The sequence below is a fragment of the Acidihalobacter prosperus genome (assembly GCF_000754095.2).
Lineage (GTDB): Bacteria > Pseudomonadota > Gammaproteobacteria > DSM-5130 > Acidihalobacteraceae > Acidihalobacter > Acidihalobacter prosperus.
Genome location: NZ_JQSG02000003.1, coordinates 386,963 through 409,214, shown reverse-complemented (window position 1 = coordinate 409,214; position 22,252 = coordinate 386,963). Strand labels below are relative to the sequence as shown.

Genomic DNA, 22,252 nt, shown 5'->3' with positions numbered 1-22,252 from the left:
TTCCATGAGTGTCGTCGTCCTGTACACCACCGAGTACTGCCCCTACTGCGTTGCCGCGCGCCGGCTCCTCGATGCCAAGGGCGTCGGCTACGAGGACCGCAAGCTTGAGGGGCGCTACGATCTGCGTGCCGAAATGGAGGCACGCAGCGGACGTACCAGCGTGCCGCAGATCTTTATCGGCGACCGCCACGTCGGCGGCTTCGACGATATGGCCGCGCTGGAACGGCGCGGCGAGCTCGATCCGTTGCTCGAGGCGTCGGGCGCGATCTGAAATGGTGTGGCGCAGTTCGCATTGAAGGCGGTTGGCGGTTCCGCCGCGCGCTGCGAGCGATTACCATAGCCCCCCGACATTCCCTGCCTCGAGAAGACCGATGACCGACGAAAACAGCAACGCCGAAGCGATCGACCAGCAGTTTGGCATCCAGAAAATCTACTTGAAGGACGTTTCCTTCGAGTCGCCGGACGCCCCGCAGGTATTCACGCGCGAGTGGCAGCCGGAGGCCGAGGTGCAGCTGAACGTCGCGCACCAGGCGTTGGATGCCGGTGTATGGGAAGTCGAGCTGCAGGTGACCGTGACGGCCCGTTCCGGCGAACGCACCGTCTATCTTGCCGAGATCAAGCAGGCTGGTGTGTTTACCGCGCAGAACATTCCCGACGAGCACATGGGGCATCTGCTGGGCAGCTATTGCCCGAATCTGCTGTTCCCGTTCGCGCGCGAGGCGGTCTCCGATCTGGTCGCCAAGGGTGGCTTCCCGCAGCTTCTGCTCGCGCCGATCAACTTCGATGCCCTCTACATGCAGCAGCTAGAGCAGCAGGGCGCGGGCGAAGAAGCGGCGAACACCAGCCACTAAGCAGCAGGGACCATGCAAGGCGAGGCACCGCTGGCCGTACTCGGTGCCGGCTCATGGGGCACGGCCGTTGCCGTGCTGCTGGCCGGCAACGGCCGCCCTTGCCTCCTTTGGTGCCGCGATCCGACGCACGCCGCGGATATGGCCGCCAGCCGGCGCAACGCGCGCTACCTCGGCGATATCGAATTGCCGGCTGGCCTCACGCCGACGGCCGATCTCGATCATGTGCTGGCGCGCGCGCGCGACTTGGTGCTCGCGATCCCCAGTGCAGGCTTCCCGGAGTTTGTCGAAGGCCTGCGCGGGCGTTTGCCGGACGAGGCCCGACTGGCCTGGCTGACCAAGGGCCTGGCTCATGAAAACGCGGACACATTGGATCGGGTCGTCGCCCGGGTGTTGGGCGACGACCGACCTCGCGCGGTCATTTCCGGGCCGAGTTTCGCGGCCGAGGTCGCGCGCGGTCAGCCGACCGCCGTCACCGTGGCTTCACCCGATCCCGCCTATGCCGAAATGGTGGCGGGCTGGCTGCGCAATGCGGTGTTTCGCGTCTACACCAGCGACGATATGCTGGGCGTCGAGCTGGGTGGGGCGCTCAAGAACGTCCTGGCGATTGCGGTCGGCATTTCCGATGGCCTGGGATATGGCGCCAATGCGCGGGCGGCGCTGATCACCCGCGGCCTGGCGGAACTGATGCGTCTGTTCGAGGCTGCGGGGGCCAGGCCGGAAACCCTGATGGGGCTGTCTGGGCTGGGGGATCTGGTGCTGACCTGCACCGACGACCAGTCGCGCAACCGACGTCTTGGATTGGCCCTGGGGCGAGGCGAGACGCTGGCGGCGGCCCGGCGAGCGATCGGGCAGGTCGTGGAAGGTGCGACGACCGCGGAGGCCGTAATGCGCGTTGCCCAGCGCTACGGCGTGGAGTTGCCGATCTGCGAGCAGGTCTATCGCGTGATTCACGAGGGTGTGCCGGCGCCCGCCGCCGTACAGGCGCTGCTGGCGCGCGATCCGCGCCCGGAGCTGGGCGCGTCCTTCGCCGGCTAGGCGGTTTCAGGCGCCGCCGGCGTAACCGTTCTGCCGCCAGGCCTCGAACACGGTGACCGCCACGCTGTTGGAAAGATTCAGGCTGCGGCTATGTGGCCGCATCGGCAGACGCAATCGTTGTTCGGGCGGGTAGGCGTCGAGCACGGCATCGGGCAGGCCTCGCGTCTCCGGGCCGAACACGAAGGCATCGCCCGCGGCGAAACGGACGTCGGCGAGCGGACGCGCGCCACGGGTGCTCATGGCGAAGCTGCGCGGCGGGCGCACGGTTTCGGCGAAGGCCAGCAGGCTGTCATACTCCTGCACCTGCGCCCACTCGTGGTAGTCCAGCCCCGCACGGCGCAGGCGGCGGTCGTCGAGCGCGAAGCCCAGCGGGCGGATCAGATGCAGCTGGCAGCCGGTATTGGCGCAGAGGCGAATCACATTGCCCGTGTTGGGCGGGATTTCGGGTTGATAGAGGACGACGTGGAACATGAGCGAGCGCGGTAGCGACCCCCGGTTGGCGGTGGATTTCTGCGGTCTGAAGCTGGCGACACCGTTGGTGCTGCTGTCGGGCTGCGTCGGCTTCGGCGAAGAATACACGCGCGTGGCGGGCTACTCCAACCGCGACGTGGGCGCGATCTGCCTCAAGGGCACCACCGAGGCGCCCCGCCTCGGCAACCCTGCGCATCGGGTATACGAAACGCCGGCGGGTATGCTCAATGCCATCGGCCTGCAGAACCCGGGGGCGGCCAAGGTGGTGGACGAAATCCTGCCGACGCTGGATTTCGGCGAGACGCGCTACATTGCCAATGTCTCGGGATCGACCGTGGAGGAGTACGAGGCGGTGACGCGGCGTTTCGACGACTCGCCCATCGACGCCATCGAGATCAACATCTCCTGCCCCAACGTCAAGGAAGGCGGCGTCGCCTTCGGCAACGACCCCGACATGTCGGCGCGGGTGGTCGAGGCATGCCGCCGGGCCACGGACAAGCCGCTGATCACCAAGTTGTCGCCGAACCAGACCGACATCGCCGAAAATGCGCGCCGTTGCATCGAGGCGGGCACCGACGCCTTTGCGGCGATCAATACACTGATGGGCATGGCCATCGATATCCATGCGCGCAGGCCGCATATCGGCAACAATCAGGGTGGGTTGTCAGGGCCGGCGATCAAGCCGATCGCGCTGCTCAAGGTCTGGCAGGTACACCAGGTTGCGAAAGCGCACGGCGTGCCGATCATCGGTCAGGGCGGGGTGGCCAGCGCAGAGGATGCGATCGAATTCCTGCTCGCCGGCGCATCCGCGATCGGCATCGGCACGGCGCTGTTCTACGATCCCCTGATCCTGCCGCGGATCAACGCGGGCATGCTCGCTTACATGGAGCGCCATGGCGTGTCCCATGTCAGCGAGCTGGTCGGTGCGTTGGTGCCCAACGGGCCGGGCAGCGCCTGCGTCTGAGGCGGAAGGGAGGCTAGTCCTCCTCTTCCTCGTGGCCGTCGTCCTCTCCGACCGCCATGTCCAGTTCCTTTATCTTGCGCGTGAGCGTATTGCGCCCCCAGCCAAGCAGTTTGGCGGCGTCCTGGCGGCGTCCGCCGGTGCGCCGGAGCGCGACTTCGATCAGGATGCGTTCCATGCGCGGAGTGGCCATGTCGAGCAGGGGGTGCTCGTTGAGCGCGGCCTGCCGCTCCGCCCAGCGGGTCAGCGGGTCCTCCCAGTCCAGCCCACCCTCCTCGACGCTGACCTGACGCAGTTCCGGCGGCAGATCCTCCATGTGAATCTCGTTGCCGGAAGCCATCACGGTCAGCCAGCGGCAGGTGTTTTCCAGTTCGCGTACGTTGCCGGGCCATTGGTATCGGCGCAGGTACTCGCTGACCTCGGGCCGCGGCGACTTGGGGCTGGCCTGCAGCTCGTCGGCGGCCTGCTTGAGGAAATGGTCGAGCAGCAGCGGTATGTCCTCGCTGCGTTCGCGCAGCGGCGGAATGCGGATGCGGATCACGTTCAGGCGGTGGAAAAGATCCTCTCTGAACAGGCCTTCCTTGACGCGCTTTTCGAGATCCTGATGCGTGGCCGCGATGATGCGTACATCGACGCGGATCGGCGTGTGCCCACCGACGCGGTAGAACTCGCCGTCGGCTAGCACGCGCAGCAGGCGGGTCTGCAGTTCGGCGGGCATGTCGCCGATCTCGTCGAGAAACAGGGTGCCGCCATCGGCCTGCTCGAAGCGCCCGCGTCGTTGTGCCTGGGCGCCCGTGAAGGCGCCGCGCTCATGTCCGAAGAGTTCGGATTCGAGCAGGTCGCGCGGGATCGCGGCGGTATTGAGGGCGATGTACGGTCCAGCAGCACGAGGGCTGTGACGGTGCAGCGCGCGCGCGACCAGTTCCTTGCCGGTGCCGGATTCGCCCGTGATCAGCACGGTGATGTTGGAGCGAGCCAGCCGACCGATGGCGCGGAACACCTCCTGCATCGCCGGCGCTTCGCCTAGGATTTCAGGGGTTTCCTCACGTGTCGCGTCGAGCTCGGCGCCGGTCGATTGCTGGCGCGCGCGCTGGCAGGCGCGGCGTGCCAGCTCGACGGCCTCGTCGACGTCGAAGGGCTTGGGCAGATATTCGAAGGCTCCGCCCTGATAGGCCGCGACCGCGGCGTCGAGATCCGAATGCGCGGTGATGATGATGACGGGGATTTCGGGATACTGCGTGCGCAGGCGCTCAAGCAGGGCGAGGCCATCCTGGCCCGGCATGCGGATGTCGCTGATGATCACCCGGGGGCGCTGCTGCTCCAGCTGGCGCAGCACGGATTCGGCATCCTCGAAGACGGCGACGTCGAAACCAGCGCCGCCGAGTGCGCGCTCCAAGACCCAGCGGATGGAGCGGTCATCGTCGACGACCCAGATCGTGTCCTTGCCCTCGCTCATGTTTCGTTCCCCAGTGGGAGCAGAATGGTGAATTGTGTGTGCCCTGGCCGAGATTGACATTCGATCAATCCTCCATGCTGGGTAATCAGTGACTGGGAGATGGCCAAACCGAGTCCTGTGCCTTCTGCGCGCCCGGATACCATGGGGTAGAAGATGCGGTCGAGCATGCCCTCGGGTACGCCCGGTCCATCGTCGACCACATGGATGACGGCGACCAGACGGTGGCGGACGCTGCCGATGGTGTGATTGCGCGTAATGCGCGTGCGCAGCAGTATCCGGCCGCTTTCGCCGACCGCGTGCACGGCGTTTTGAAGGATGTTGAGAACGGCTTGGAAGATCATGTCGCGGTCGAACATGAGCTCGGGGATGCTCGGGTCGTAGTCGGTCGCGAGGCTGATGCCGGGAGGCAGGTCGACGTTGACCAGCTGACGGGCGCGTTCGAGTACCTCGTGGATATTGCTGATGTTCATGCGCGGGCGGCTGTTGGGGCCGAGCATGCGGTCGACCAGGCCACGCAGGCGGTCGGCTTCGGCGACGATGATCCGGGTGTACTCCCGCAGATCGTCCGCGATGAGCTCGCGCTCCAGCAGCTGGGCGGCGCCGCGCAGGCCGCTCAGCGGATTCTTGATTTCGTGCGCGAGTCCTCGAAGTAGCTCGCGTGCGGTCGATTGCTGGCTGAGCAAACGCTTTTCGCGGGTGATGCGCAGCTGGCGATCGATATGGCTGAGTTCCAGCATGACGCCGTCAACGTGTTCGCCGATGATCCAGGGCGTGATGGTGCAGTCGACGTTGGTCTGCCGATGGCCTGGCAGGTGCAGGAGCTTTTCGCGCTCGGTCAGGGGATGCGCGGTGGCCACGGCCTCGCGCAGGGCGAGGATAAAGGCCTCGTCGCCGGGAAACAGCAGTTCGGCCGGGCTGCCGATCACATTCTGCGCGCTGTGTTCGAGCAGCATTTCGCCCGCGGGGTTGAGCAGCCGCAGGATTAGTCCGCTGTCGAAGTACAGAATCGCGGTCGTGAGGTTGTCGAGTATCTCGGCTTCGCTGGGAGCCATGGATGTTGGCGGCGTCATCGTTGTCATCATGGCACTGGCAAGCAAAAAGCGCGCCGTGCGTGCCGGCGGCGGCAGCCTTGCATGCACGGCAATCGCGCACGCTTATTATGCACCTAAATGGTGCATGCCGGGCGACAGGGGTGGGCCGGTACGGCCGTGTCGGTCAGTTGGGCGCGTGGAATTGCGGCGCGCGCGGCATCATGGGGGCGCGCGGCGCCTGATTCGCGGCTCCGCTGGCATTCGACGTGGCGCCGTTTGTGGGCGATTGTCCGGGATTGAACAGCACCGAGTGGCGCAACACGCTGAAGGTGACGCCCGGTGAGCGGATGGCGATGCCACCGGCGCGGCCTTCGACGGCGGCGTAGAGCGTATGGCTACCACGGTCGACATTGTGCAGCGGAATCTGGGTGGAGGTGCCGCTGTAGACCTGCGCGCCATCCATGAACAGGCGAATGCGATCGCCGGGCATGAGCGCGGGCATCAGGTTCAACGAAACCGTGATGTCGCCATTGTTGGCGCGTATCGCCTGATTGTTGGCCGGCGAGGTGATGGTCAGCGCACGATAGGCTGAGCGTTGGTTGCCGTTTCCGGGGGCGAGGCCCGGGGGTGGCGAGAGCGGCTGCTGCGGCGTCTGAATGGTGTCGAGTGGGTGATTGAGCTCGAGTTTTTGCGCCTTGCCGTTGGGAGGCGGCGTGTCGGAAAAGACGACGTCGCCCTGGGCGTTGACCCAGCGGTAGATGGTTGCCTGTGCGGTCGCCGTGACGAGCAGCAGGCTGAGGACGAGTAGCGCGCGCAGCATGGGGCAGAGCATAGGCCTGCGACGGGCTTGGCTGCAAGTGGCCGGTTTTGCGGGACTATCCAAAAAAGAAGGGCGCCCCGGCGGGGCGCCCTTCGTCCGATCCTCAATACAGGCAGATCAGATGCTGTAGTACATGTCGAACTCGACAGGATGCGTGGTCATGCGCATACGGGTAACCTCTTCCATCTTGAGGTCGATGTAGGCGTCGATGGCATCGTCGCTGAACACGCCGCCGGCGGTGAGGAAGGCGCGATCCGCGTGCAGGGCCGCAAGCGCCTGATCCAGCGCATGACAGACCTGGGGAATCTTCTTCTCCTCTTCGGGCGGCAGGTCGTACAGGTTCTTGTCCATCGCGTCGCCGGGATGGATCTTGTTCTGAATGCCGTCGATGCCGGCCATCATCATCGCGGTGAAGGCGAGGTAAGGGTTGCCGGTCGAATCGGGGAAGCGGACCTCGATGCGGCGCGCCTTGGGGCTGGAAACCCACGGAATGCGGATGGAGGCGGAACGGTTGCGTGCCGAGTAGGCCAGCATGACCGGCGCTTCGAAACCGGGTACCAGGCGCTTGTAGCTGTTGGTCGAGGCATTGGTCAGCGCGTTGATGGCCCGCGCATGCTTGATGATGCCGCCGATGTAGAACAGCGCGGTTTCGGACAGGCCGCCGTACAGGTCGCCGGCGAACAGATTCACGCCGTCCTTCGCGAGCGACTGGTGGACGTGCATGCCGTTGCCGTTATCGCCGACCAGCGGCTTGGGCATGAAGGTCGCGGTCTTGCCGTAGTTGTGGGCGACGTTATGCACCACGTACTTGAGGATCTGATTCCAGTCCGCACGCTTGACCAGGGTGTTGAACTGGGTGCCGATCTCGCATTGGCCGGCGGTGGCGACTTCGTGATGGTGGACTTCGGTGGGCACCCCCATTTCCTCGAGCACCAGGCACATGGCCGAACGCAGGTCCTGCAGCGAGTCGACCGGCGGCACCGGGAAGTAGCCGCCCTTGACGCCGGGGCGATGGCCGATGTTGCCTTCCTCGAAGACCTTTTCGGAGTTCCAGCCGGCCTCGTCGGAGTCGATCTTGTAGAACGCGCCCTGCATGTTCGCGCCCCAGCGGATATCGTCGAACACGAAGAATTCGGGTTCGGGGCCGAAGTAGGCCGTGTCGGCGATGCCGGTGGACTTCAGGTAGGCTTCCGCGCGCTTGGCGATGGAGCGCGGGTCGCGCTCGTAGCCCTGCATCGTGGACGGCTCGATGATGTCGCAGCGCAGGTTCATCGTGGTCTCGTTGAAGAACGGGTCGATGACCGCGGTATCGGCGTCGGGCATCAGGATCATGTCGGAGGCCTCGATGCCCTTCCAGCCGGCGATCGAGGAGCCGTCGAACATCTTGCCGTCCTCGAACAGCGATTCGTCGATCGTGTGTGCCGGCACGCTCACGTGCTGTTCCTTGCCGCGGGTGTCGGTAAAGCGGAAATCGACGTATTTGACGTCGTGTTCCTTCATCATGTTGAGAACGTCATTCGGGGACATGCTTATAGGCTCCTCACGCGTGGTTCGTTAGATGTAGTCCTGACTGGCAGCTCTGTTGGCGGTCGAGCCCCACCGTATGATGCGTTTCATAAGCACAAAAAATGCCAAGACAAGCGCCTGAGCGGGCGCAGGTGCCGCCGCCGCGCGCCGGAATGGCGCTCTATCATGGTGCGCTAACGCCCATGGCGCACTTATTTGGTGCATTCGTGGCGAAAGTAGACCCTGACTTCGCCGATTTCCGGTAACTGTTTGCTGGTCGAAATGAGCTGCTCCGCGACCTCGTGCACCGAGTCGGTCGCTTCCGACGGCCCGCGAAGCGGCATGAATAGGTCGAGGTGGGCCCGCCCGTTGAGGTAATGCAGGTGGACATTCTCGAGGTTCGCCGCTGCCGGGATATCTTTCCACTGCTGACGCAGCGCTGCAAGCAGGGCCTGTCGCAGCGGCAGATGCATGCAGCTGGCCTCGCGCTCGTCGTCCTCGGGATCGACATGCACGGTCACGTCGGAGACGTGCTCGAAATGGGTGATCAGGTGGTCGCGTACCGCTTCGCCGATATGGTGGCCTTCCGAGACGCTGATGCGCGGGTTGACCTGAATGTGCACGTCCGCGAGCGCCTCGCCGCCCATGCGACGGGTGCGCAGCATGTGCAGGCTCTTGACGCCGTCCAGCGCGAGGATGCTGTCGCGTATGGCTTCGACCTCGTCGGCGTCGAGGCCGGTGTCGATCAGTTCGCGCACGCCGCTGGTGGCAAGCTGCCAGCCGATCCGCAGGATCATCGCCGAGACCGCGATGGCGGCAATGCTGTCGAGATGCTCGAAACCGAGCAGGGTGCCGCCGATGCCGGCAAACACGATCAGCGACGAGAGTACGTCGGAGCGATGATGCCACGCGTTGGCCTTGAGCAGGTTGGATTTGACCCGCTTGGCAACGTGCATGGTGTAGTGGTACAGCGATTCCTTGGCGGCGATGGCCAGCAGGGCGAATGCCAGGGCAACGGGTTCGGGGCCGGGGCCGTGCGTTGGCTGCAGCAGGTGGCTGAATGCCTCGATGGCGATGCCTGCGGCCACGCCCATGAGCGCGAGCCCGACCACGACGGAGCCCAGGGTTTCGATGCGCCGATGCCCGTACGGATGCTCGTCGTCGGCATCCTGGCTGCCGTGTTTGGCGGCAAGTAGAACGACGACGTCGCTGGCGAGATCGGACAGGGTGTGCAGGCCGTCGGCGACCAGCGCCTGGGAGTGCGCCATGAGTCCGCCAGCGATCTGTGCCGTGGAAACGATCAGATTGATCAGGGAGCCGATCAGGGTGACGCGGCGTATGGCGCCGAAGCGGGCGTCAGAGGGGGCGATGTCGATGGTTTCCATGGGGCCTGGGTCTCGCGTCGGGCTGGGAATTATGCCACCGGCACGGGCGCAATACCCATGCCGGTCGCGTCAGGCGCTGTCGTCGCCCGTTCGTACCTCGATCAGCAGGACGACCTCGCCGTCTTGCTGTCGGGATTCCAGTACGCGGTGTCCATGCACGCGACACCAAGCGGGCACGTCCAGCAGCGCGCCGGGGTCCGTGCAAAAGACCCGCAGGGTATCGCCGGGAGGCAGCTCGGCGATGCGGTTTTGTACGCGGATCACCGGCAGCGGGCAGAGCAGCCGGCGTGCGTCGAGGCTGTGTTCGGCCATGCTCAGACGTACCAGGACGTAGGTACGTCGGCCGCGGACAGCGGTGCGACCTTCAGGGCGCGCGGCTCATCGCCGGGCTCGGTCACTCCGACTTCGACCCAGTCGGCGTCGCGTCCCTGGCTGAAGCGGGCGACGATGCGGGCGGCGAGGGAGAGGTCCTCGGCGCTGAGGGTTTCGCTGGCTTCCACCAGGGTCAGCGGACCGGCATGGCTGAGCGGCTGCAGGTGGACGAACTGCTTGCGGTAGCCCTCGAGGAAGCGCGATTCGCCCTCCTCGCGGGACACGATCAGCTTGAAGTGCGCGCGCGGGCGCAGATGGCGGCCCACCTTGAGCAGCATGATGTCGTCGAGCTCGTAGCGTTTTTCGCCGCGGTGCTGCCACAGATCGCCGAGCTTGCGCGAATAGCTTTCGTCGGTGAGAAAGCAGCAGCCGCCGGCGGGTTGGGCATAGTCGTCGAATCCGAAGCGCTCGGCCAGCGCGATCTGGGGCTTGCGCGAGCGTCCTGAGAAGTCGAACAGCTGGTCGCGGTCGACCCAGCCCTCACGCTCGGGTAGGGTCGGCGCCAGGTTTTTCGCGCACAACGGCCGCAACAGGCGGTCGTCGGCACCGGACTCGCGGGCGACGATAGGCAGGGTGACCTTGCGCTGCGATTTGGGGCGCTGGCCGATCACCTCGCCGGTGATGATGAAGTCGAAGTCGTGCGCCTGCATCCACTCGCGCGCCTTGCCGACCATGAATATCTTGCAGTCCAGGCAGGGATTGAGGTGGGCGCCGTAGCCGTGCCTTGGGTTCAGCACGACGTCCTTGTACTCTTCGACGATATCAATGATGTGCAGTTTGATGCCGAGCTGTTCCGCCACCCACAGGGCGTTGTTTCGCTTGGGCTTGCTGCGGTCCTGCTTGCGGATCGCGTGCGTGTGGCCTTCGACGCAGAAGCCGGTGAAGAAGTTGATGCCCTCGACATGCACGCCCTGCGCCTGAACGGCGCGCGCGGCGAGCATGGAATCGAGTCCGCCGGAAATCAGGGCCACGGCCTTGCGCTGGGTCATCGTGCTGTACGGATGTGGGATGGGCGGGCATCTTAGCAAACGCGCTGCCGGCGCCCAACTCCGGCGACCGCCGCCCCGTCCGCGTGGCGGCGGTCGCCGGAGCGTTCGCTAGTGCCGGGTGTCCGTATGAGGCGGCGCGACGGGGATGGCGCGGGTATGGCGGGCGAGCGCCTCGCGCGCGCCGCGACTGCCGGTGCGCGACCACAGCTCGAACTGGTCGAGCGCGCCGAGGGCCTCGAAGGCCGGGCGCGCGCGCATGGCGCTGAGGGTGTCCATCAGGGTGACGAAGCCTGCGGCAAGCGCGTGGAAGAGCTGCCCGGCGCCCTGACTCAGAGCGCCGGCGAGATCCAGATAGGCCGTGCGGCCGAGATCGACGAAGTAGTCGATGCCGACGCGCCGCCGCCGGGCGATGCCCGGGAACAGGCCGGCGAACAGTAGGCACTGGTCGCCCACGTCGCGCAGCTGCCCGGCGCGGATGCCGCCGTTTCCGGTCTGGGCCTTGAGATATTCGAGCGCCATGATGGTGCGCGCCAGTTCGGGCCGACGGTGAAAGCGTTGCAGCAGCATCATCAGATAGGCTTCCAGCTCGTCATCGAGGGGCTGGCCGGCGTCGCTGGCGCCCTCGCGTATGAGGCGCTGCCACAGGGCCGCGGCCGTCGGTTCAAGGATCAGATCGCTCATACCTCACCTCCACGTGCAGGCTTCAGTATTTTCCCTAGCACACGACGTGCCTGGCCGCCTTGCTGGGGCCCGCCTGCGGCGGGTTATACTTGCCGCCGTTTCCAGCGCGGCGCAGAAACCCATGACCAGCTACGACGTCTCCACCTTCCAAGCCCTGATCAGGGCCTTGCAGGACTATTGGTCCGGCCATGGCTGCGTGATCCTGCAGCCCTACGACATGGAAATGGGCGCCGGCACCTTCCACCCCGCGACCTTCCTGCGCGCGATCGGGCCGGAACCCTGGCGGGCGGCCTATGCCCAGCCGTCGCGACGCCCTACCGACGGCCGCTACGGCGAAAACCCGAACCGACTGCAACATTATTATCAGTTCCAGGTGATGCTCAAGCCCTCGCCCGACGACATCCAGGAGCTTTACCTGGGGTCGTTGGCGGCGCTCGGCCTCGACCGCCTTGTGCACGACATCCGCTTCGTCGAGGACAACTGGGAGTCGCCCACGCTGGGCGCCTGGGGGCTGGGTTGGGAGGTCTGGCTCAATGGCATGGAGGTCAGTCAGTTCACCTACTTCCAGCAGGTCGGCGGACTCGACTGTCGTCCGGTGACCGGCGAGATCACCTACGGTCTGGAGCGTATCGCGATGTATCTGCAGGGGGTCGAGAGCGTCTACGATCTCGTCTGGACCCGAGGGCCGCAGGGTACGGTCACCTACGGCGACGTGTTTCACCAGAACGAGGTCGAGCAGTCACGCTACAACTTCGAGCAGGCCGACGTCGAGGCCCTGTTGCGCTGGTTCGACGCCTGCGAGGCGGAAAGTACGCGCCTGATCGAAACCGGCCTGCCGCTCCCCGCCTACGAGCAGATGCTCAAGGCCTCGCACACCTTCAATTTGCTGGATGCCCGCCAGGCCATTTCGGTGACCGAGCGCCAGCGCTACATCCTACGCGTGCGCGCCCTGTCGCGTGCCATTGCGGAGGCCTACCATGCGGCGCGCGAGTCGCTCGGATTTCCCCTGCTTGCCGACGCGCCGGAGACACACGATGACTGAGACCCACGCCGACCTGCTGATCGAGATCGGCACCGAGGAATTGCCGCCGGGCTCGCTGCGGCGCCTCGCCGAAAGTCTGGCCGAGGAGATGGGGGCGCGGCTGGAGGCCGCCGGCGTCGGCGGCGGGGCGCGGCACGTCTATGCCACGCCCCGGCGTCTGGCGGTGCTGATCGAGCGCGTCCCGCTGATGCAGCCCGATCGCCGCATCGAGCGACGCGGCCCCGCGCTCGCCGCCGCATTCGACGCCGATGGTCGTCCCACCAAGGCGGCCGAGGGTTTCGCTCGTTCCGTCGGCCTCGCGGTCGATGCGTTGGAGCGTCAGGAAACGGACAAGGGCGCCTGGTTGTGCGCCTATCTGCACGAAGCCGGCCGTGCCACCGCCGCGTTGATACCCGAAATGCTCGAAACCGCACTGGGCAAGCTGCCCATCGCCAAGCGCATGCGCTGGGGAGCGGGCGAGGCGGAATTCGTGCGCCCGGTACATTGGGTGGTGCTGCTGCTTGGCGAGATGCTGGTCGAGGCCGAGATACTGGGCGTGAAAAGCGGGCGCGTGACCCGCGGCCACAGGGCGCACCGTCCCGAGCCGCTGCATGTCGCCGATCCCGCGGCCTACGCGCCACTGCTGGAAAGCGAAGGGCATGTGCTGCCGGATTTCACGTGCCGCCGTACGGCGATCAGGGCCCAGGTGGAGGCGCTGGCGGCGGACCTCGGGGGGCGCGCGATGCTTGACGAAGACCTGCTGGACGAGGTGACCGCGCTGGTGGAGTGGCCGGTTGCCGTCGCCGGCAGTTTCGAGGCGCGATTCCTGGATGTGCCGCACGAGGCCCTGATCACCACGATGATAGACAATCAACGCTATTTCCCGGTGATCGGCGCAGATGGGCGACTGATGGCGCATTTCATCACCGTGGCCAATCTCGAAAGCCGGGACGAGGATCAGGTGCGAATCGGCAACGAGCGGGTCATCCGCCCTCGCCTGCATGATGCCGAATTCTTCTGGCAGCAGGACCGCCGTCAGCCACTGGCCGCGCGGCGCGAAGCGCTCAAGGGCATGGTGTTCCAGAAGCAGCTGGGCACCCTGTACGACAAGAGCGAGCGTCTCGCCGTCCTGGCGGGAGCGATTGCCTCGCGACTCGGCGCCGACCCCGCGCAGGGTCGGCGGGCGGGCGAACTGGCCAAGTGCGATCTGGTCACGGGCATGGTGTTCGAATTCACCGAGTTGCAGGGCGTGATGGGCCGCCATTACGCGCAGCATGACGGCGAGCCGGCCGCGGTGGCACAGGCCCTGGCCGATCAGTACCGCCCCGCGCATGCCGGCGACGATCTGCCCGAGGGATCGATCGGCCAGGCCCTGGCGTTGGCGGAGAAGCTCGACACGCTGGTTGGAATCTTTGCCATCGGCCAGCGCCCGAGCGGTACCAAAGACCCCTTCGCGCTGCGCCGCTCGGCGCTCGGCGTGGTGCGCATCCTCATGGAACGCGACCTCGCGCTCGATCTGCGCGAGTTGCTCGTGCTGGCGGCGGAAGGGCTGGCCGGCCAGGTGGATGCCGCCGGCGCGGTCGAAGCGGTGTTCGATTACGTGATGGAACGTTTGACCGCCTACTACGCGGAACGCGACATCCCCGGCGATGTGGTCGAGGCGGTGCTGGCCTGTCGGCCGACCCGCCTGACCGACCTCGATCGTCGTGTGCAGGCCGTGCAGGCCTTCCGCGCTCTGCCCGAGGCCGAAAGCCTGGCCGCGGCCAACAAGCGCATCCGTAACCTGTTGCGTCAGGCGGGCGACGATGCCGGCGCCGCGGTTGCGCAAGCGCAGCTCACCGAGGCCGCCGAGCGCGCGCTGTTCGAAGCGCTGACGGCGGCGGAGGCCGAGACGGCGCCGCTGTTCGAACGGGGCGACTATGGCCAGGCGCTGGCGCGCCTGGCCGGACTGCGCATGCCGGTGGATGCCTTCTTCGACGCGGTCATGGTAATGGCCGAGGATGCCGGTGTAAGACGTAATCGCATCGCCCTGCTCGCGCGGCTTTCCGAGCTGTTCCTGCGCGTGGCCGACATCTCGCGGTTGCAGTCAGCGGGTTGAGACGATGAAGCTGATCATTCTCGACCGCGACGGCGTGATCAACGAGGATTCGGACGATTACATCAAGTCGCCGGACGAGTGGGTGCCGATTCCGGGGAGCCTGGAGGCGATCGCCAAGCTCAATGAGGCCGGCTATCAGGTTGTCGTCGCCACCAACCAGTCCGGTATCGGGCGCGGCATGTTCGACGTAGAGACCCTGGCCGCGATGCACGAGAAGATGCGCCGCCTGCTCGCTGTTCACGGTGGTCGTGTCGATGCCGTGTTTTTTTGTCCACATGCGCCCGGGCAGCGCTGCGGTTGCCGCAAGCCGGCACCCGGGCTGTTCGAGGAAATCGCACGCCGATACGGTGCCGATCTCGGCGGCGTGCCGGCGGTGGGCGATTCGCTGCGCGACATCGAGGCCGCCCAGGCGGTGGGCGCGCAACCGATGCTGGTGCGGACCGGCAAGGGAGGCCGTACCCTGGCGGCCGGCAAGCTGCCGGCGGACGTGCCGATCTTCGACGACCTCGCCCAGGTCGCGGAAACACTGGTCAGCTCGGGAGCGGAGGCATGAGCGCGGTGCCCGGCCGATGGCGCTCGTGGGTATGGCTGGCGCTGGCGGCGCCGACCACGATCGTGTTCTCCCTGCTCGGCATGCTCTTGTTCGCCGCGCCGTTCCGGGTGCGCTACGGCGTGATCACGACCTGGACGCGGCTGGCGATCTGGTGGCTGCGCATCGCCTGCGGAATCGGCTTCACCGTCGAGGGACGCGAGCATCTGCCCGCCGAGGGAGCGGCGGTGATCCTGGCCAAACACCAGTCGGCATGGGAAACCATGGCCTTTCAACTGATCTTTCCGCCACAGGTCTGGGTGCTCAAGCAGGAACTGCTGCGCATCCCTTTCTTCGGTTGGGGCTTGCGCATGCTCGAGCCGATCGCCATCGACCGTGCGGCCGGGCGCAAGGCGGTCGTGCAACTGATCCGGCAGGGCCGAGATCGCCTCCAGCGAGGAATCTGGGTCGTGGTGTTCCCCGAGGGCACGCGCGTCGCGCCCGGCGAGCACGGGCGATACAAAAGCGGCGGCGCCGTGCTGGCGGTCAACGCCGGCGTGCCGGTCGTGCCCGTGGCGCACAATGCCGGGTTGTATTGGCCGCGGGACGGGGGCAAGCGCCCGGGGACGATCCGCGTGGTGATCGGGCCTGCGATCCAGACCGCCGGTCGCGAGGCAGAGGCGGTCAATGCTGAGGCGGAGGCCTGGATCGAGGGCTGCATGCCGCGGCTGCTCGGCGCCGAGGGAGAACAGAAACCATGAGTCTGCTACAGCCGCTGGCCGAATTTCCCGACCGCCGAATTTTCTGGGTGAGCGGGAGCGATCCCGCCGCTTACTACGTTGCCGATCAGCAGGCGGACGGCGTGCTGGTGAATGCGCCGCCCTTCGACCCGGCGCTGCTGGCGGCGCTGGAGGCCGAGCGCCCGCTTCGCTATATCTTCCTGCCCAGCCGCCACGGAGCACGCGACGTCGAGCGCTGGCGTGCGGCCTCCGGTGCGGAGGTGCTCGCCACGGCTGCCGAGGCGCCGGCGATCGAGGGGACGGTCGATATCGTGCTCGACAACAAGAGTCGCCTGACCCGCACCATCGATTTTCTGCCGCTGTCAGGCGTGACGGCGGGCAGTTGCGGGATGCGCCTCAAGAACAAGCCGGGCGCGGTGTTTTTCGGCCCGGCCCTGAGCCCCGGCGGCGACGGCTGGCCGACCTTGGTGTTCGCTGCGGACGATCATTCGCTGGAAAATCGACTGTTCGGTGCGCTGGGGATACAGGATCTGGCCTTCGAGTATGCCTTTACCGATGAATTCGATCCGGGCGTGACCCGCTACGGGCCGGGGGCCGGCGCCGCGGTCAAGGATGCGGTTGCGCGCGTGCTGGACGAATAGCCGGCGGCGTCTCAGGCCTTCTTGCCGCCCCGCCCCATCACCACCCCAAGGAATAGGCCGAGCGCCATCACCGCAAGGGTGAAGCTGATGCCGAACAGCCAGGAGCGGTTGTTGGCAATGCTCGATACCCAATGTTCGATGCGCACCTCGGCAACGTCGATCTTGCGATGCTCGGTCGCCACCACCTTGCCGTCGCGCACGAGGTAGATGTCCACGCGATAGGCGCCCAGCGGTAGCTGCGCCGGCAGCTTGATGGTGGTCGAATACAGCCGCTGGCCGAGGATCTTCACGGCATTCCCGTCCACCACGTATTGGTGATGACCCCGCTTGAGCTTGAGCAGGGCGGCCTGCAGGGTCTTGGCGTCCGTCGGTGCCGGCGAGATCTTCATGCCGGTGATCGCGTCGTCGAGTCCGAGCCCGTAGCGGCTGCGCTGGCCGGGCGGCAGGATCTTGTCCACCGGCGCCGAGGAGAGCAGGAAATAGAGGCCGGGGGTACGGTCGATGTCGTATTTGGCCACGCTCAGCCAGAACGGCCCGACGCGGCCTTTCTGCTTGATCGACACCGGCTGGTCGGGCGAGGTTACCTTGACCACGACCTGCGCCGGCTCGGACATGGCGCCGAACAGGGTGATTTCGTCGCCGGTATAGCGCGTGGAGATGTCGACGTGGTCGCGGGTCAGTTCGGTGACCAAGTTCGGCCGGGAGGCCGGTGCGGACGGACTCTGGGTCTGCGTCTGAGCCTGAGCCAGCATGGGCAGCAGCGCGAGCGCGGCGAATGCGAGTCTCGTTTTCATCGGGCAAGTACCAGGCTGTAGATGTCGTGGGGTTTGATCAGTATCCCGAACAGCATCTTCACTGCGACCGCGACCACCACCAGGGCGAGGATCAGGCGCAGCTGCTCGCCTGGCAGCCGGGCGCCGAGCTTGGTGCCCCATTGCGTGCCGAGCGCCGAACCGATGACCAGTACCAGTGCGAGGAAGGGGTCGACGGCATGATTCACGCCGGCTTGCAGAATGCTGACCTCGGCCGTGGTGAACAGCAATTGGAACAGTGAGGTGCCGACCACGACCTTGGTCGGCATGCGCAGCAGGTAGATCATCACCGGCACCATGATGAAGCCGCCGCCGACGCCCATCAGCGAGGTGAGGATGCCGACGCCGAAACCGATGACGATGGGCACGATCAGCGAAAGCCTGAGCTGCGAAACCGGGAAGTGGATCTGCAGCGGCAGTCGCGCCATCCAGCCGCCCCGGTCCCTGCTGTCCGTCGCCTCGTCCTGGCGGGCCTTGGCCTTCGAGGCGCCGCGCAGCGCGTTGAGCGATTCGATCAGCATGCTGCTGCCGACGATGCCCAGCAGGCCGACGTAGAGAAAGGTGACGATGGTGCCGAAATCGCCGCCGGCCTGCAGCACCTGGGCGATATGCACGCCGACCGCGCCGCCGGTCCAGCTGCCGATCAGCAGCACGAAGGCCATGCGGAAGTCGACGTTGCCCAGCCGCCAGTGCGCGTAGCTGCCGCTGGCGGAGGTGCCGACGATCTGCGCCGCGCCGCTGGCGACCGCGACCAGCGGGGGCACGCCGATGAACAGCAGCAAGGGCGTGATCAGGAAGCCGCCGCCGACACCGACCAGCCCGGAGAGAAAGCCGACGACGGCGCCGAAGAACAGGATGATCAGAAGATTCACATCCATGTGGGCAATGGGCAGGAAGATGTCCATGCGTTACCTCGGGTTCGCTGCAGGGTATCGGCGCTGGGCAGTCCCGGACATGACGATCGCCGGCGCCCGACGGGGTCAGGGCGCGCGTAGCTTAGAGGAAACGCGGTGGCGCTTCAAAGAGAGTCAGTCTGTGCGGCAATTAAATTAATTTATCAAAACCACCCGCTTATCGTGTGAGTTTATCGCTGTCCACGTCCACGTCCACGTCCACGTCCACGGCAAGCAGCGTGCGTATGGCGTGGCCGGCCAGGGTGAGGCCGAACAGGGCGGGCATGTAGCTGATGGTGCCGTTGACCGCGCGTGGCCGGCCGGCCGGGCCGCCTACGGGTTGATGCGGCAGTCCCTTGACCACCGGGGGTTCGTCCGAGAAGACCACCGGATAGTTGAGTCGCGCGCCCAGGGACTTGAGTGACTTGCGCATTTCGCGGGCCAGCGCGCAGGTATGGGTCTGGTTGAGAGTCACGATACGGATGCGGGTGGGGTCCAGGCGGCCGCCCGCGCCCATGCTGGAGGCGATGGGCCGTCCGGCGCGCTGGGCGGCGGCAACCAACGCGGCCTTGCAGGCGATCGAGTCGATACAGTCGAGAATGAAGTCGTAGGGCGCGCGCGCGACCAGCGCGTCAGTGTCTTCCGGGCGCAGGAAATCCGTGAGCACCGTCGTCTCGATTGTGGGATCGATGTCGTGCAGGCGTTCGGCCATCAGCTCGGCCTTGGCACGATCCAGCGTGGTGTGCAGTGCGATGATCTGGCGGTTGAGGTTGGACGGCGCGACGGTGTCGTGGTCGAGCAGGGTGATGCGGCCGATGCCGGCGCGCCCGAGCGCCTCTGCCGCGCTGCCGCCGACGCCGCCGAGACCGGCCACCAATACGTGCGCGCGGCGCAGGCGTGCGAGTCCGTCGGCGCCGACGAGGATGGCGGTGCGTTCTTGAGTGGCGGGGATTTCCGGCGACATGTTCAGGATTCCGAGGCGGCGGTTTCGCGAGCGGCCGGCAGGCCGAACAGCCTGCAGGTATTGGCCGTGGTGGCCGCGGCAATGGTACCCGAATCCGTGTCGCGCAGGGCAGCCAGGTCGGCGAGCACCTCACGGATGAAGGCCGGCTCGTTGCGCTCGCCGCGGTGTGCATGGCCGGGTTGGTCGGGGGCGTCGGTTTCAAGCAGGATGGCCTCAAGCGGCAGCGCCGCGGCGATGCGGCGCAGGCGCTGGGCGCGAGGGTAGGTCAGCGGGCCGCCGAGGCCGACGCAGAATCCTGCGTCGTGAAGCTGCATCGCCTGTTGCAGACTGCCGGAGAAACTGTGCACCACGCCACGCAGACCGGGCTGGCGACGAATGCGCTGGATGACCCGGTCCAGGGCCTTGCGTGCATGCACGATCACCGGCAGATTCCGCTCGCGCGCCAGCGCAAGCTGGGCGTCGAAGTAGCGCATCTGGGCGTCGGCGTCGAGCCCGGGAACGTAATAATCGAGACCGCATTCGCCTACCGCGACGGGCCGCTCGGCGGCTAGCCATTCGCCGAGCGCGTCCAAGTGTGCCGGCCGGTGCGCGCTCACGAACATGGGATGGAGGCCGTAGGCCGGATACAGTCCCGCGTGCGACGCAGCCAGCGCGCGCAACCGCGGCCAGCCGGCGGCGGTGACGGCGGGCAGGATGATCGCGCCCACACCCGCGCGGCGCGCACGCGCGAGCACGTCCTCGCGGTCGTTGTCGAATGCGGGGGCATCCAGGTGGCAGTGCGAGTCGACGAGTGCCGGGATCATGCCATTCACCTGCTGGGACGAGGCGATAGTTTAAACGCGTTCGCGTCGGACCCGCGCGCCCCCGGATGGGGCCGCTAAAGTCGCGCGCCCGCCGGTCGATACGCATAGACACGGCTGCGCGCCGTGACAGAACAATAATCCAGCCACGCGACAAAGGGGATCCCGTGTCCGCATTGCTTGCCCATCTCAAGATCAGACATCGTATTTGGGGCGGCTTCGGCTTCATGCTGGCCATCCTGCTGGTGGCGTCCCTGTCTGCGTTGCGCAGTTTTTCGGTCACCGAGCACCACCTGCACGAGGTGCTGGCGGAGGACCAGCCGGCCATCATCGCCGCGATGCGCGTGCGCCATGCCCTGGAGAAGACCACCACGGCCCTGGGCTACTATCTGCTCAGCAAGGAAACGGTACACCGCGAGCATTATCTCGCCGGTCTGGAGGCGCTGCAGGCAAGCGCAGACCAGCTGCTGCATACCGACCTGGTCGAGCGAAATCCCCGCTATGCGCGCGAAGTGAAGTCGCTCATCGCCCAGTTGCGGCAGTTCGCCGCCTCGCGCGACGAACTTCTCAAACTGGCCGACGATCAGCTGGCCAATATGCCGGCGGCGCAATACGCCAACGATCACGTCAACCCGCTGGCCCGCCAGCTGCAGCAGGACGTGTCGGAAATGCTGGCCTTCGACGGCGTGCCCGACGCGCACCAGTTCGCCTTGCTCCGGCAGATGTACGCGCTGCGCTACGCGCTGATCAACGTGATGAACGAAACGCGTTCCTATCTTGCGTTCCGCAGCCAGAACCAGATCGACAACATCACCCTCTTCACCGGCCAGATCCGCTCCCTGATCGGAAAGCTGGCGCCGGAGGAGGATTCGATGACCTTCGAGCAATCGGCCGCCTTCGATGATTTCAAGCGGCAATACCCGGCTTTTGCCGATCATCTGAAAGAAATGATCCGCATCCAGAGCGGACCGCGCTGGCGTACCGACGCCTATCTGATCCGTACCCGCATCGGTCCGCTGCAGGAGCGGATTTCGGGGGCGCTGGGAACCCTGATCAAGGCCCTGAACGCACGTACGCTGGAAGGTAGCCAGCGTTTGATCGGTAACGTCGCCCAGACGCGCCTGACCATCAGTCTGCTGCTGGGACTCGGCTTGCTGCTGGGCCTGATCGCCGCCTGGGCCATCGGACGCTCGATCACGCGTCCGCTCAACCGGACCGTCGCCACCCTGCGCGACATCGCCGAGGGCGAGGGCAATCTTACCGCGCGCATCGAAACACACGCGCGCGACGAGCTTGGGGATCTGGCGCAGGCCTTCAATACCTTCGTAGGCAAGATTCAGACCCTGGTGGTGCAGGTGGCCCGTTCGATCGACGAACTGGGTGCTGCGGCGGGGCGGGTCGAGGACATCACCCGCGAAACCCACGGCGGCGCCGCGCGCCAGCAGAACGAGAGCGGGCTGCTGGCAACGGCGATCACCGAGATGGCCGCCAGTGCGGATGAGGTGGCGCGACACGCCGCGGAGGCGGCGCAGTCCGCCGAGCGCGCCGGCGATTCCTCGCGCAGCGGCCGCGGGGTGGTGGACGACACCACGCGCGCCATCGAGTCGCTCGCGGCGCGGGTGGAAGACGCCAGCCGGGTGATGAACCGCCTGGGCAAGGACAGTGAACGCATCGGCGAAATCCTGGATGTCATACAGGGTATCGCCGAGCAAACCAATCTGCTGGCGCTCAACGCCGCCATCGAGGCGGCCCGTGCCGGTGAGCAGGGACGCGGATTCGCGGTCGTCGCGGACGAGGTGCGCGGCCTGGCCTCGCGCACGCAGGAGGCGACCGGGCAGATTCAGCAAATGGTCGAACGTCTGCAGGGGGGCGCGCACGACGCCGTGGACACCATCGGCCAGAGCGCAGAGGCGGCCCGCGAGGTGGTCGTCCAGGCCACGCAGGCGCGCGGCGCCCTGGGCGACATCGCGACCGCTGTCACCACGATCACCGATATGAACGCGCAGATCGCCACCGCGGCCACCGAGCAGCAAACCGTTGCCGAGGAAATCAACCGCAATATCGTCGCCATCAACGGCATCGCCGAGGAAACGGCGGCCGGCACGCGTCAACTGGAGTCCGCCAGCGCCCAGCTGGCGGATATTGCACAGCGCCTGCAGCGGCTGGTGGGGCAGTTCCGCATCGCCTGATGCGTAT

23 protein-coding genes are annotated in these 22,252 nt (G+C 66.4%); 10 read left to right on the top strand and 13 right to left on the bottom strand.

What is annotated here, in order from left to right; all coding sequences use genetic code 11:
• The first annotated feature begins 4 nt into the window (after window positions 1–4).
• The 3 genes from grxC to THPRO_RS08625 all read left to right on the top strand — a co-directional run bounded on the left by grxC (window position 5) and on the right by THPRO_RS08625 (window position 1,886).
• Complete coding sequence (gene grxC, locus THPRO_RS08635) at window positions 5–271, top strand: glutaredoxin 3 (RefSeq protein WP_038088230.1); 267 nt, start codon at window positions 5–7, stop codon at window positions 269–271.
• Window positions 272–371: 100 nt separating this feature from the next.
• Window positions 372–851: a protein-export chaperone SecB gene (gene secB / locus THPRO_RS08630; RefSeq protein WP_038088090.1), complete on the top strand. Its 480-nt coding sequence runs from the start codon at window positions 372–374 to the stop codon at window positions 849–851.
• A gap of 12 nt (window positions 852–863) precedes the next feature.
• Complete coding sequence (locus THPRO_RS08625) at window positions 864–1,886, top strand: NAD(P)H-dependent glycerol-3-phosphate dehydrogenase (protein WP_065089503.1); 1,023 nt, start codon at window positions 864–866, stop codon at window positions 1,884–1,886.
• Window positions 1,887–1,892: 6 nt separating this feature from the next.
• Here the strand turns inward: THPRO_RS08625 and trmL are convergent, their stop codons facing one another.
• Window positions 1,893–2,357: a tRNA (uridine(34)/cytosine(34)/5-carboxymethylaminomethyluridine(34)-2'-O)-methyltransferase TrmL gene (gene trmL / locus THPRO_RS08620; protein ID WP_038088092.1), complete on the bottom strand. Its 465-nt coding sequence runs from the start codon at window positions 2,355–2,357 to the stop codon at window positions 1,893–1,895.
• On the opposite strand from trmL, the gene THPRO_RS08615 reads away from it, so the two are divergent.
• A complete protein-coding gene (locus THPRO_RS08615; protein WP_038088095.1) occupies window positions 2,356–3,321 on the top strand; it encodes a dihydroorotate dehydrogenase in 966 nt (321 codons plus the stop codon). The two genes, trmL and THPRO_RS08615, sit on opposite strands and share 2 nt — an antisense overlap.
• A gap of 13 nt (window positions 3,322–3,334) precedes the next feature.
• Here the strand turns inward: THPRO_RS08615 and ntrC are convergent, their stop codons facing one another.
• The 8 genes from ntrC to THPRO_RS08575 form a co-directional block, all read right to left on the bottom strand.
• A complete protein-coding gene (gene ntrC / locus THPRO_RS08610) occupies window positions 3,335–4,774 on the bottom strand; it encodes a nitrogen regulation protein NR(I) (RefSeq protein WP_065089502.1) in 1,440 nt (479 codons plus the stop codon).
• Window positions 4,771–5,844: a nitrogen regulation protein NR(II) gene (glnL, locus tag THPRO_RS08605; RefSeq protein WP_082954588.1), complete on the bottom strand. Its 1,074-nt coding sequence runs from the start codon at window positions 5,842–5,844 to the stop codon at window positions 4,771–4,773. The genes ntrC and glnL overlap by 4 nt, the downstream gene beginning before the upstream one ends.
• A 145-nt stretch (window positions 5,845–5,989) precedes the next feature.
• Complete coding sequence (locus tag THPRO_RS08600) at window positions 5,990–6,637, bottom strand: DUF4124 domain-containing protein (RefSeq protein ID WP_082954543.1); 648 nt, start codon at window positions 6,635–6,637, stop codon at window positions 5,990–5,992.
• Window positions 6,638–6,742: 105 nt separating this feature from the next.
• The gene (gene glnA, locus THPRO_RS08595) at window positions 6,743–8,152 is read right to left on the bottom strand and encodes a glutamate--ammonia ligase (RefSeq protein ID WP_038088101.1); all 1,410 of its coding nucleotides are present in this window, start codon (window positions 8,150–8,152) and stop codon (window positions 6,743–6,745) included.
• Window positions 8,153–8,343: 191 nt separating this feature from the next.
• Window positions 8,344–9,516, bottom strand: a complete 1,173-nt coding sequence (locus tag THPRO_RS08590; RefSeq protein ID WP_038088104.1) for a cation diffusion facilitator family transporter — start codon at window positions 9,514–9,516, stop codon at window positions 8,344–8,346.
• A 69-nt stretch (window positions 9,517–9,585) separates the two neighbouring features.
• Window positions 9,586–9,828: a sulfurtransferase TusA family protein gene (locus THPRO_RS08585; RefSeq protein ID WP_065089500.1), complete on the bottom strand. Its 243-nt coding sequence runs from the start codon at window positions 9,826–9,828 to the stop codon at window positions 9,586–9,588.
• A 2-nt stretch (window positions 9,829–9,830) separates the two neighbouring features.
• Window positions 9,831–10,877: a tRNA (5-methylaminomethyl-2-thiouridylate)-methyltransferase gene (locus THPRO_RS08580; protein WP_065089499.1), complete on the bottom strand. Its 1,047-nt coding sequence runs from the start codon at window positions 10,875–10,877 to the stop codon at window positions 9,831–9,833.
• Between the two features lie 108 nt (window positions 10,878–10,985).
• Entirely contained in the window at window positions 10,986–11,558 is a 573-nt protein-coding gene (locus THPRO_RS08575; RefSeq protein WP_038088111.1) for a hypothetical protein, read from the bottom strand.
• Between the two features lie 121 nt (window positions 11,559–11,679).
• Here THPRO_RS08575 and glyQ point away from each other — a divergent pair, with 121 nt between their 5' ends.
• The 5 genes from glyQ to THPRO_RS08550 are packed head-to-tail and all read left to right on the top strand — an operon-like array spanning window position 11,680 to window position 16,587.
• Window positions 11,680–12,600, top strand: coding sequence for a glycine--tRNA ligase subunit alpha (gene glyQ, locus THPRO_RS08570; RefSeq protein ID WP_038088114.1), 921 nt, complete (start codon window positions 11,680–11,682; stop codon window positions 12,598–12,600).
• Window positions 12,593–14,677: a glycine--tRNA ligase subunit beta gene (gene glyS, locus THPRO_RS08565; RefSeq protein WP_038088117.1), complete on the top strand. Its 2,085-nt coding sequence runs from the start codon at window positions 12,593–12,595 to the stop codon at window positions 14,675–14,677. Before glyQ ends, glyS begins: the two co-directional genes overlap by 8 nt.
• A 4-nt stretch (window positions 14,678–14,681) precedes the next feature.
• The gene (gene gmhB / locus THPRO_RS08560; RefSeq protein WP_038088119.1) at window positions 14,682–15,230 is read left to right on the top strand and encodes a D-glycero-beta-D-manno-heptose 1,7-bisphosphate 7-phosphatase; all 549 of its coding nucleotides are present in this window, start codon (window positions 14,682–14,684) and stop codon (window positions 15,228–15,230) included.
• Entirely contained in the window at window positions 15,227–15,967 is a 741-nt protein-coding gene (locus THPRO_RS08555; protein WP_065089498.1) for a lysophospholipid acyltransferase family protein, read from the top strand. The genes gmhB and THPRO_RS08555 overlap by 4 nt, the downstream gene beginning before the upstream one ends.
• Window positions 15,964–16,587 carry an MBL fold metallo-hydrolase gene (locus THPRO_RS08550; protein WP_065089497.1) on the top strand — a complete coding sequence of 208 codons (624 nt, stop codon included), beginning with the start codon at window positions 15,964–15,966 and terminating at the stop codon, window positions 16,585–16,587. The genes THPRO_RS08555 and THPRO_RS08550 overlap by 4 nt, the downstream gene beginning before the upstream one ends.
• Window positions 16,588–16,598: 11 nt before the next feature.
• On the opposite strand, the gene THPRO_RS08545 is transcribed toward THPRO_RS08550, so the two are convergent.
• The 4 genes from THPRO_RS08545 to THPRO_RS08530 form a co-directional block, all read right to left on the bottom strand.
• Window positions 16,599–17,381, bottom strand: coding sequence for a TIGR02186 family protein (locus THPRO_RS08545; protein ID WP_038088121.1), 783 nt, complete (start codon window positions 17,379–17,381; stop codon window positions 16,599–16,601).
• Window positions 17,378–18,304 (bottom strand): sulfite exporter TauE/SafE family protein, encoded by a 927-nt coding sequence (locus tag THPRO_RS08540; protein ID WP_038088124.1) that lies wholly within the window; start codon window positions 18,302–18,304, stop codon window positions 17,378–17,380. Before THPRO_RS08540 ends, THPRO_RS08545 begins: the two co-directional genes overlap by 4 nt.
• Window positions 18,305–18,470: 166 nt before the next feature.
• A complete protein-coding gene (locus tag THPRO_RS08535) occupies window positions 18,471–19,256 on the bottom strand; it encodes a tRNA threonylcarbamoyladenosine dehydratase (protein ID WP_052064146.1) in 786 nt (261 codons plus the stop codon).
• Window positions 19,257–19,258: 2 nt separating this feature from the next.
• Window positions 19,259–20,059: a TatD family hydrolase gene (locus THPRO_RS08530; RefSeq protein WP_065089496.1), complete on the bottom strand. Its 801-nt coding sequence runs from the start codon at window positions 20,057–20,059 to the stop codon at window positions 19,259–19,261.
• A 164-nt stretch (window positions 20,060–20,223) separates the two neighbouring features.
• Here THPRO_RS08530 and THPRO_RS08525 point away from each other — a divergent pair, with 164 nt between their 5' ends.
• Entirely contained in the window at window positions 20,224–22,245 is a 2,022-nt protein-coding gene (locus THPRO_RS08525) for a HAMP domain-containing methyl-accepting chemotaxis protein (RefSeq protein ID WP_038088127.1), read from the top strand.
• Window positions 22,246–22,252 lie beyond the last annotated feature (7 nt).

Coding starts and splice junctions, on each gene's coding strand:
- grxC (WP_038088230.1), top strand. CDS start 5: ATGAGTGTCGTCGTCCTGTACACCACCGAGTACTGCCCCTACTGCGTT.
- secB (WP_038088090.1), top strand. CDS start 372: ATGACCGACGAAAACAGCAACGCCGAAGCGATCGACCAGCAGTTTGGC.
- THPRO_RS08625 (WP_065089503.1), top strand. CDS start 864: ATGCAAGGCGAGGCACCGCTGGCCGTACTCGGTGCCGGCTCATGGGGC.
- THPRO_RS08615 (WP_038088095.1), top strand. CDS start 2,356: ATGAGCGAGCGCGGTAGCGACCCCCGGTTGGCGGTGGATTTCTGCGGT.
- trmL (WP_038088092.1), bottom strand. CDS start 2,357: ATGTTCCACGTCGTCCTCTATCAACCCGAAATCCCGCCCAACACGGGC.
- ntrC (WP_065089502.1), bottom strand. CDS start 4,774: ATGAGCGAGGGCAAGGACACGATCTGGGTCGTCGACGATGACCGCTCC.
- glnL (WP_082954588.1), bottom strand. CDS start 5,844: ATGACGCCGCCAACATCCATGGCTCCCAGCGAAGCCGAGATACTCGAC.
- THPRO_RS08600 (WP_082954543.1), bottom strand. CDS start 6,637: ATGCTCTGCCCCATGCTGCGCGCGCTACTCGTCCTCAGCCTGCTGCTC.
- glnA (WP_038088101.1), bottom strand. CDS start 8,152: ATGTCCCCGAATGACGTTCTCAACATGATGAAGGAACACGACGTCAAA.
- THPRO_RS08590 (WP_038088104.1), bottom strand. CDS start 9,516: ATGGAAACCATCGACATCGCCCCCTCTGACGCCCGCTTCGGCGCCATA.
- THPRO_RS08585 (WP_065089500.1), bottom strand. CDS start 9,828: ATGGCCGAACACAGCCTCGACGCACGCCGGCTGCTCTGCCCGCTGCCG.
- THPRO_RS08580 (WP_065089499.1), bottom strand. CDS start 10,877: ATGACCCAGCGCAAGGCCGTGGCCCTGATTTCCGGCGGACTCGATTCC.
- THPRO_RS08575 (WP_038088111.1), bottom strand. CDS start 11,558: ATGAGCGATCTGATCCTTGAACCGACGGCCGCGGCCCTGTGGCAGCGC.
- glyQ (WP_038088114.1), top strand. CDS start 11,680: ATGACCAGCTACGACGTCTCCACCTTCCAAGCCCTGATCAGGGCCTTG.
- glyS (WP_038088117.1), top strand. CDS start 12,593: ATGACTGAGACCCACGCCGACCTGCTGATCGAGATCGGCACCGAGGAA.
- gmhB (WP_038088119.1), top strand. CDS start 14,682: ATGAAGCTGATCATTCTCGACCGCGACGGCGTGATCAACGAGGATTCG.
- THPRO_RS08555 (WP_065089498.1), top strand. CDS start 15,227: ATGAGCGCGGTGCCCGGCCGATGGCGCTCGTGGGTATGGCTGGCGCTG.
- THPRO_RS08550 (WP_065089497.1), top strand. CDS start 15,964: ATGAGTCTGCTACAGCCGCTGGCCGAATTTCCCGACCGCCGAATTTTC.
- THPRO_RS08545 (WP_038088121.1), bottom strand. CDS start 17,381: ATGAAAACGAGACTCGCATTCGCCGCGCTCGCGCTGCTGCCCATGCTG.
- THPRO_RS08540 (WP_038088124.1), bottom strand. CDS start 18,304: ATGGACATCTTCCTGCCCATTGCCCACATGGATGTGAATCTTCTGATC.
- THPRO_RS08535 (WP_052064146.1), bottom strand. CDS start 19,256: ATGTCGCCGGAAATCCCCGCCACTCAAGAACGCACCGCCATCCTCGTC.
- THPRO_RS08530 (WP_065089496.1), bottom strand. CDS start 20,059: ATGATCCCGGCACTCGTCGACTCGCACTGCCACCTGGATGCCCCCGCA.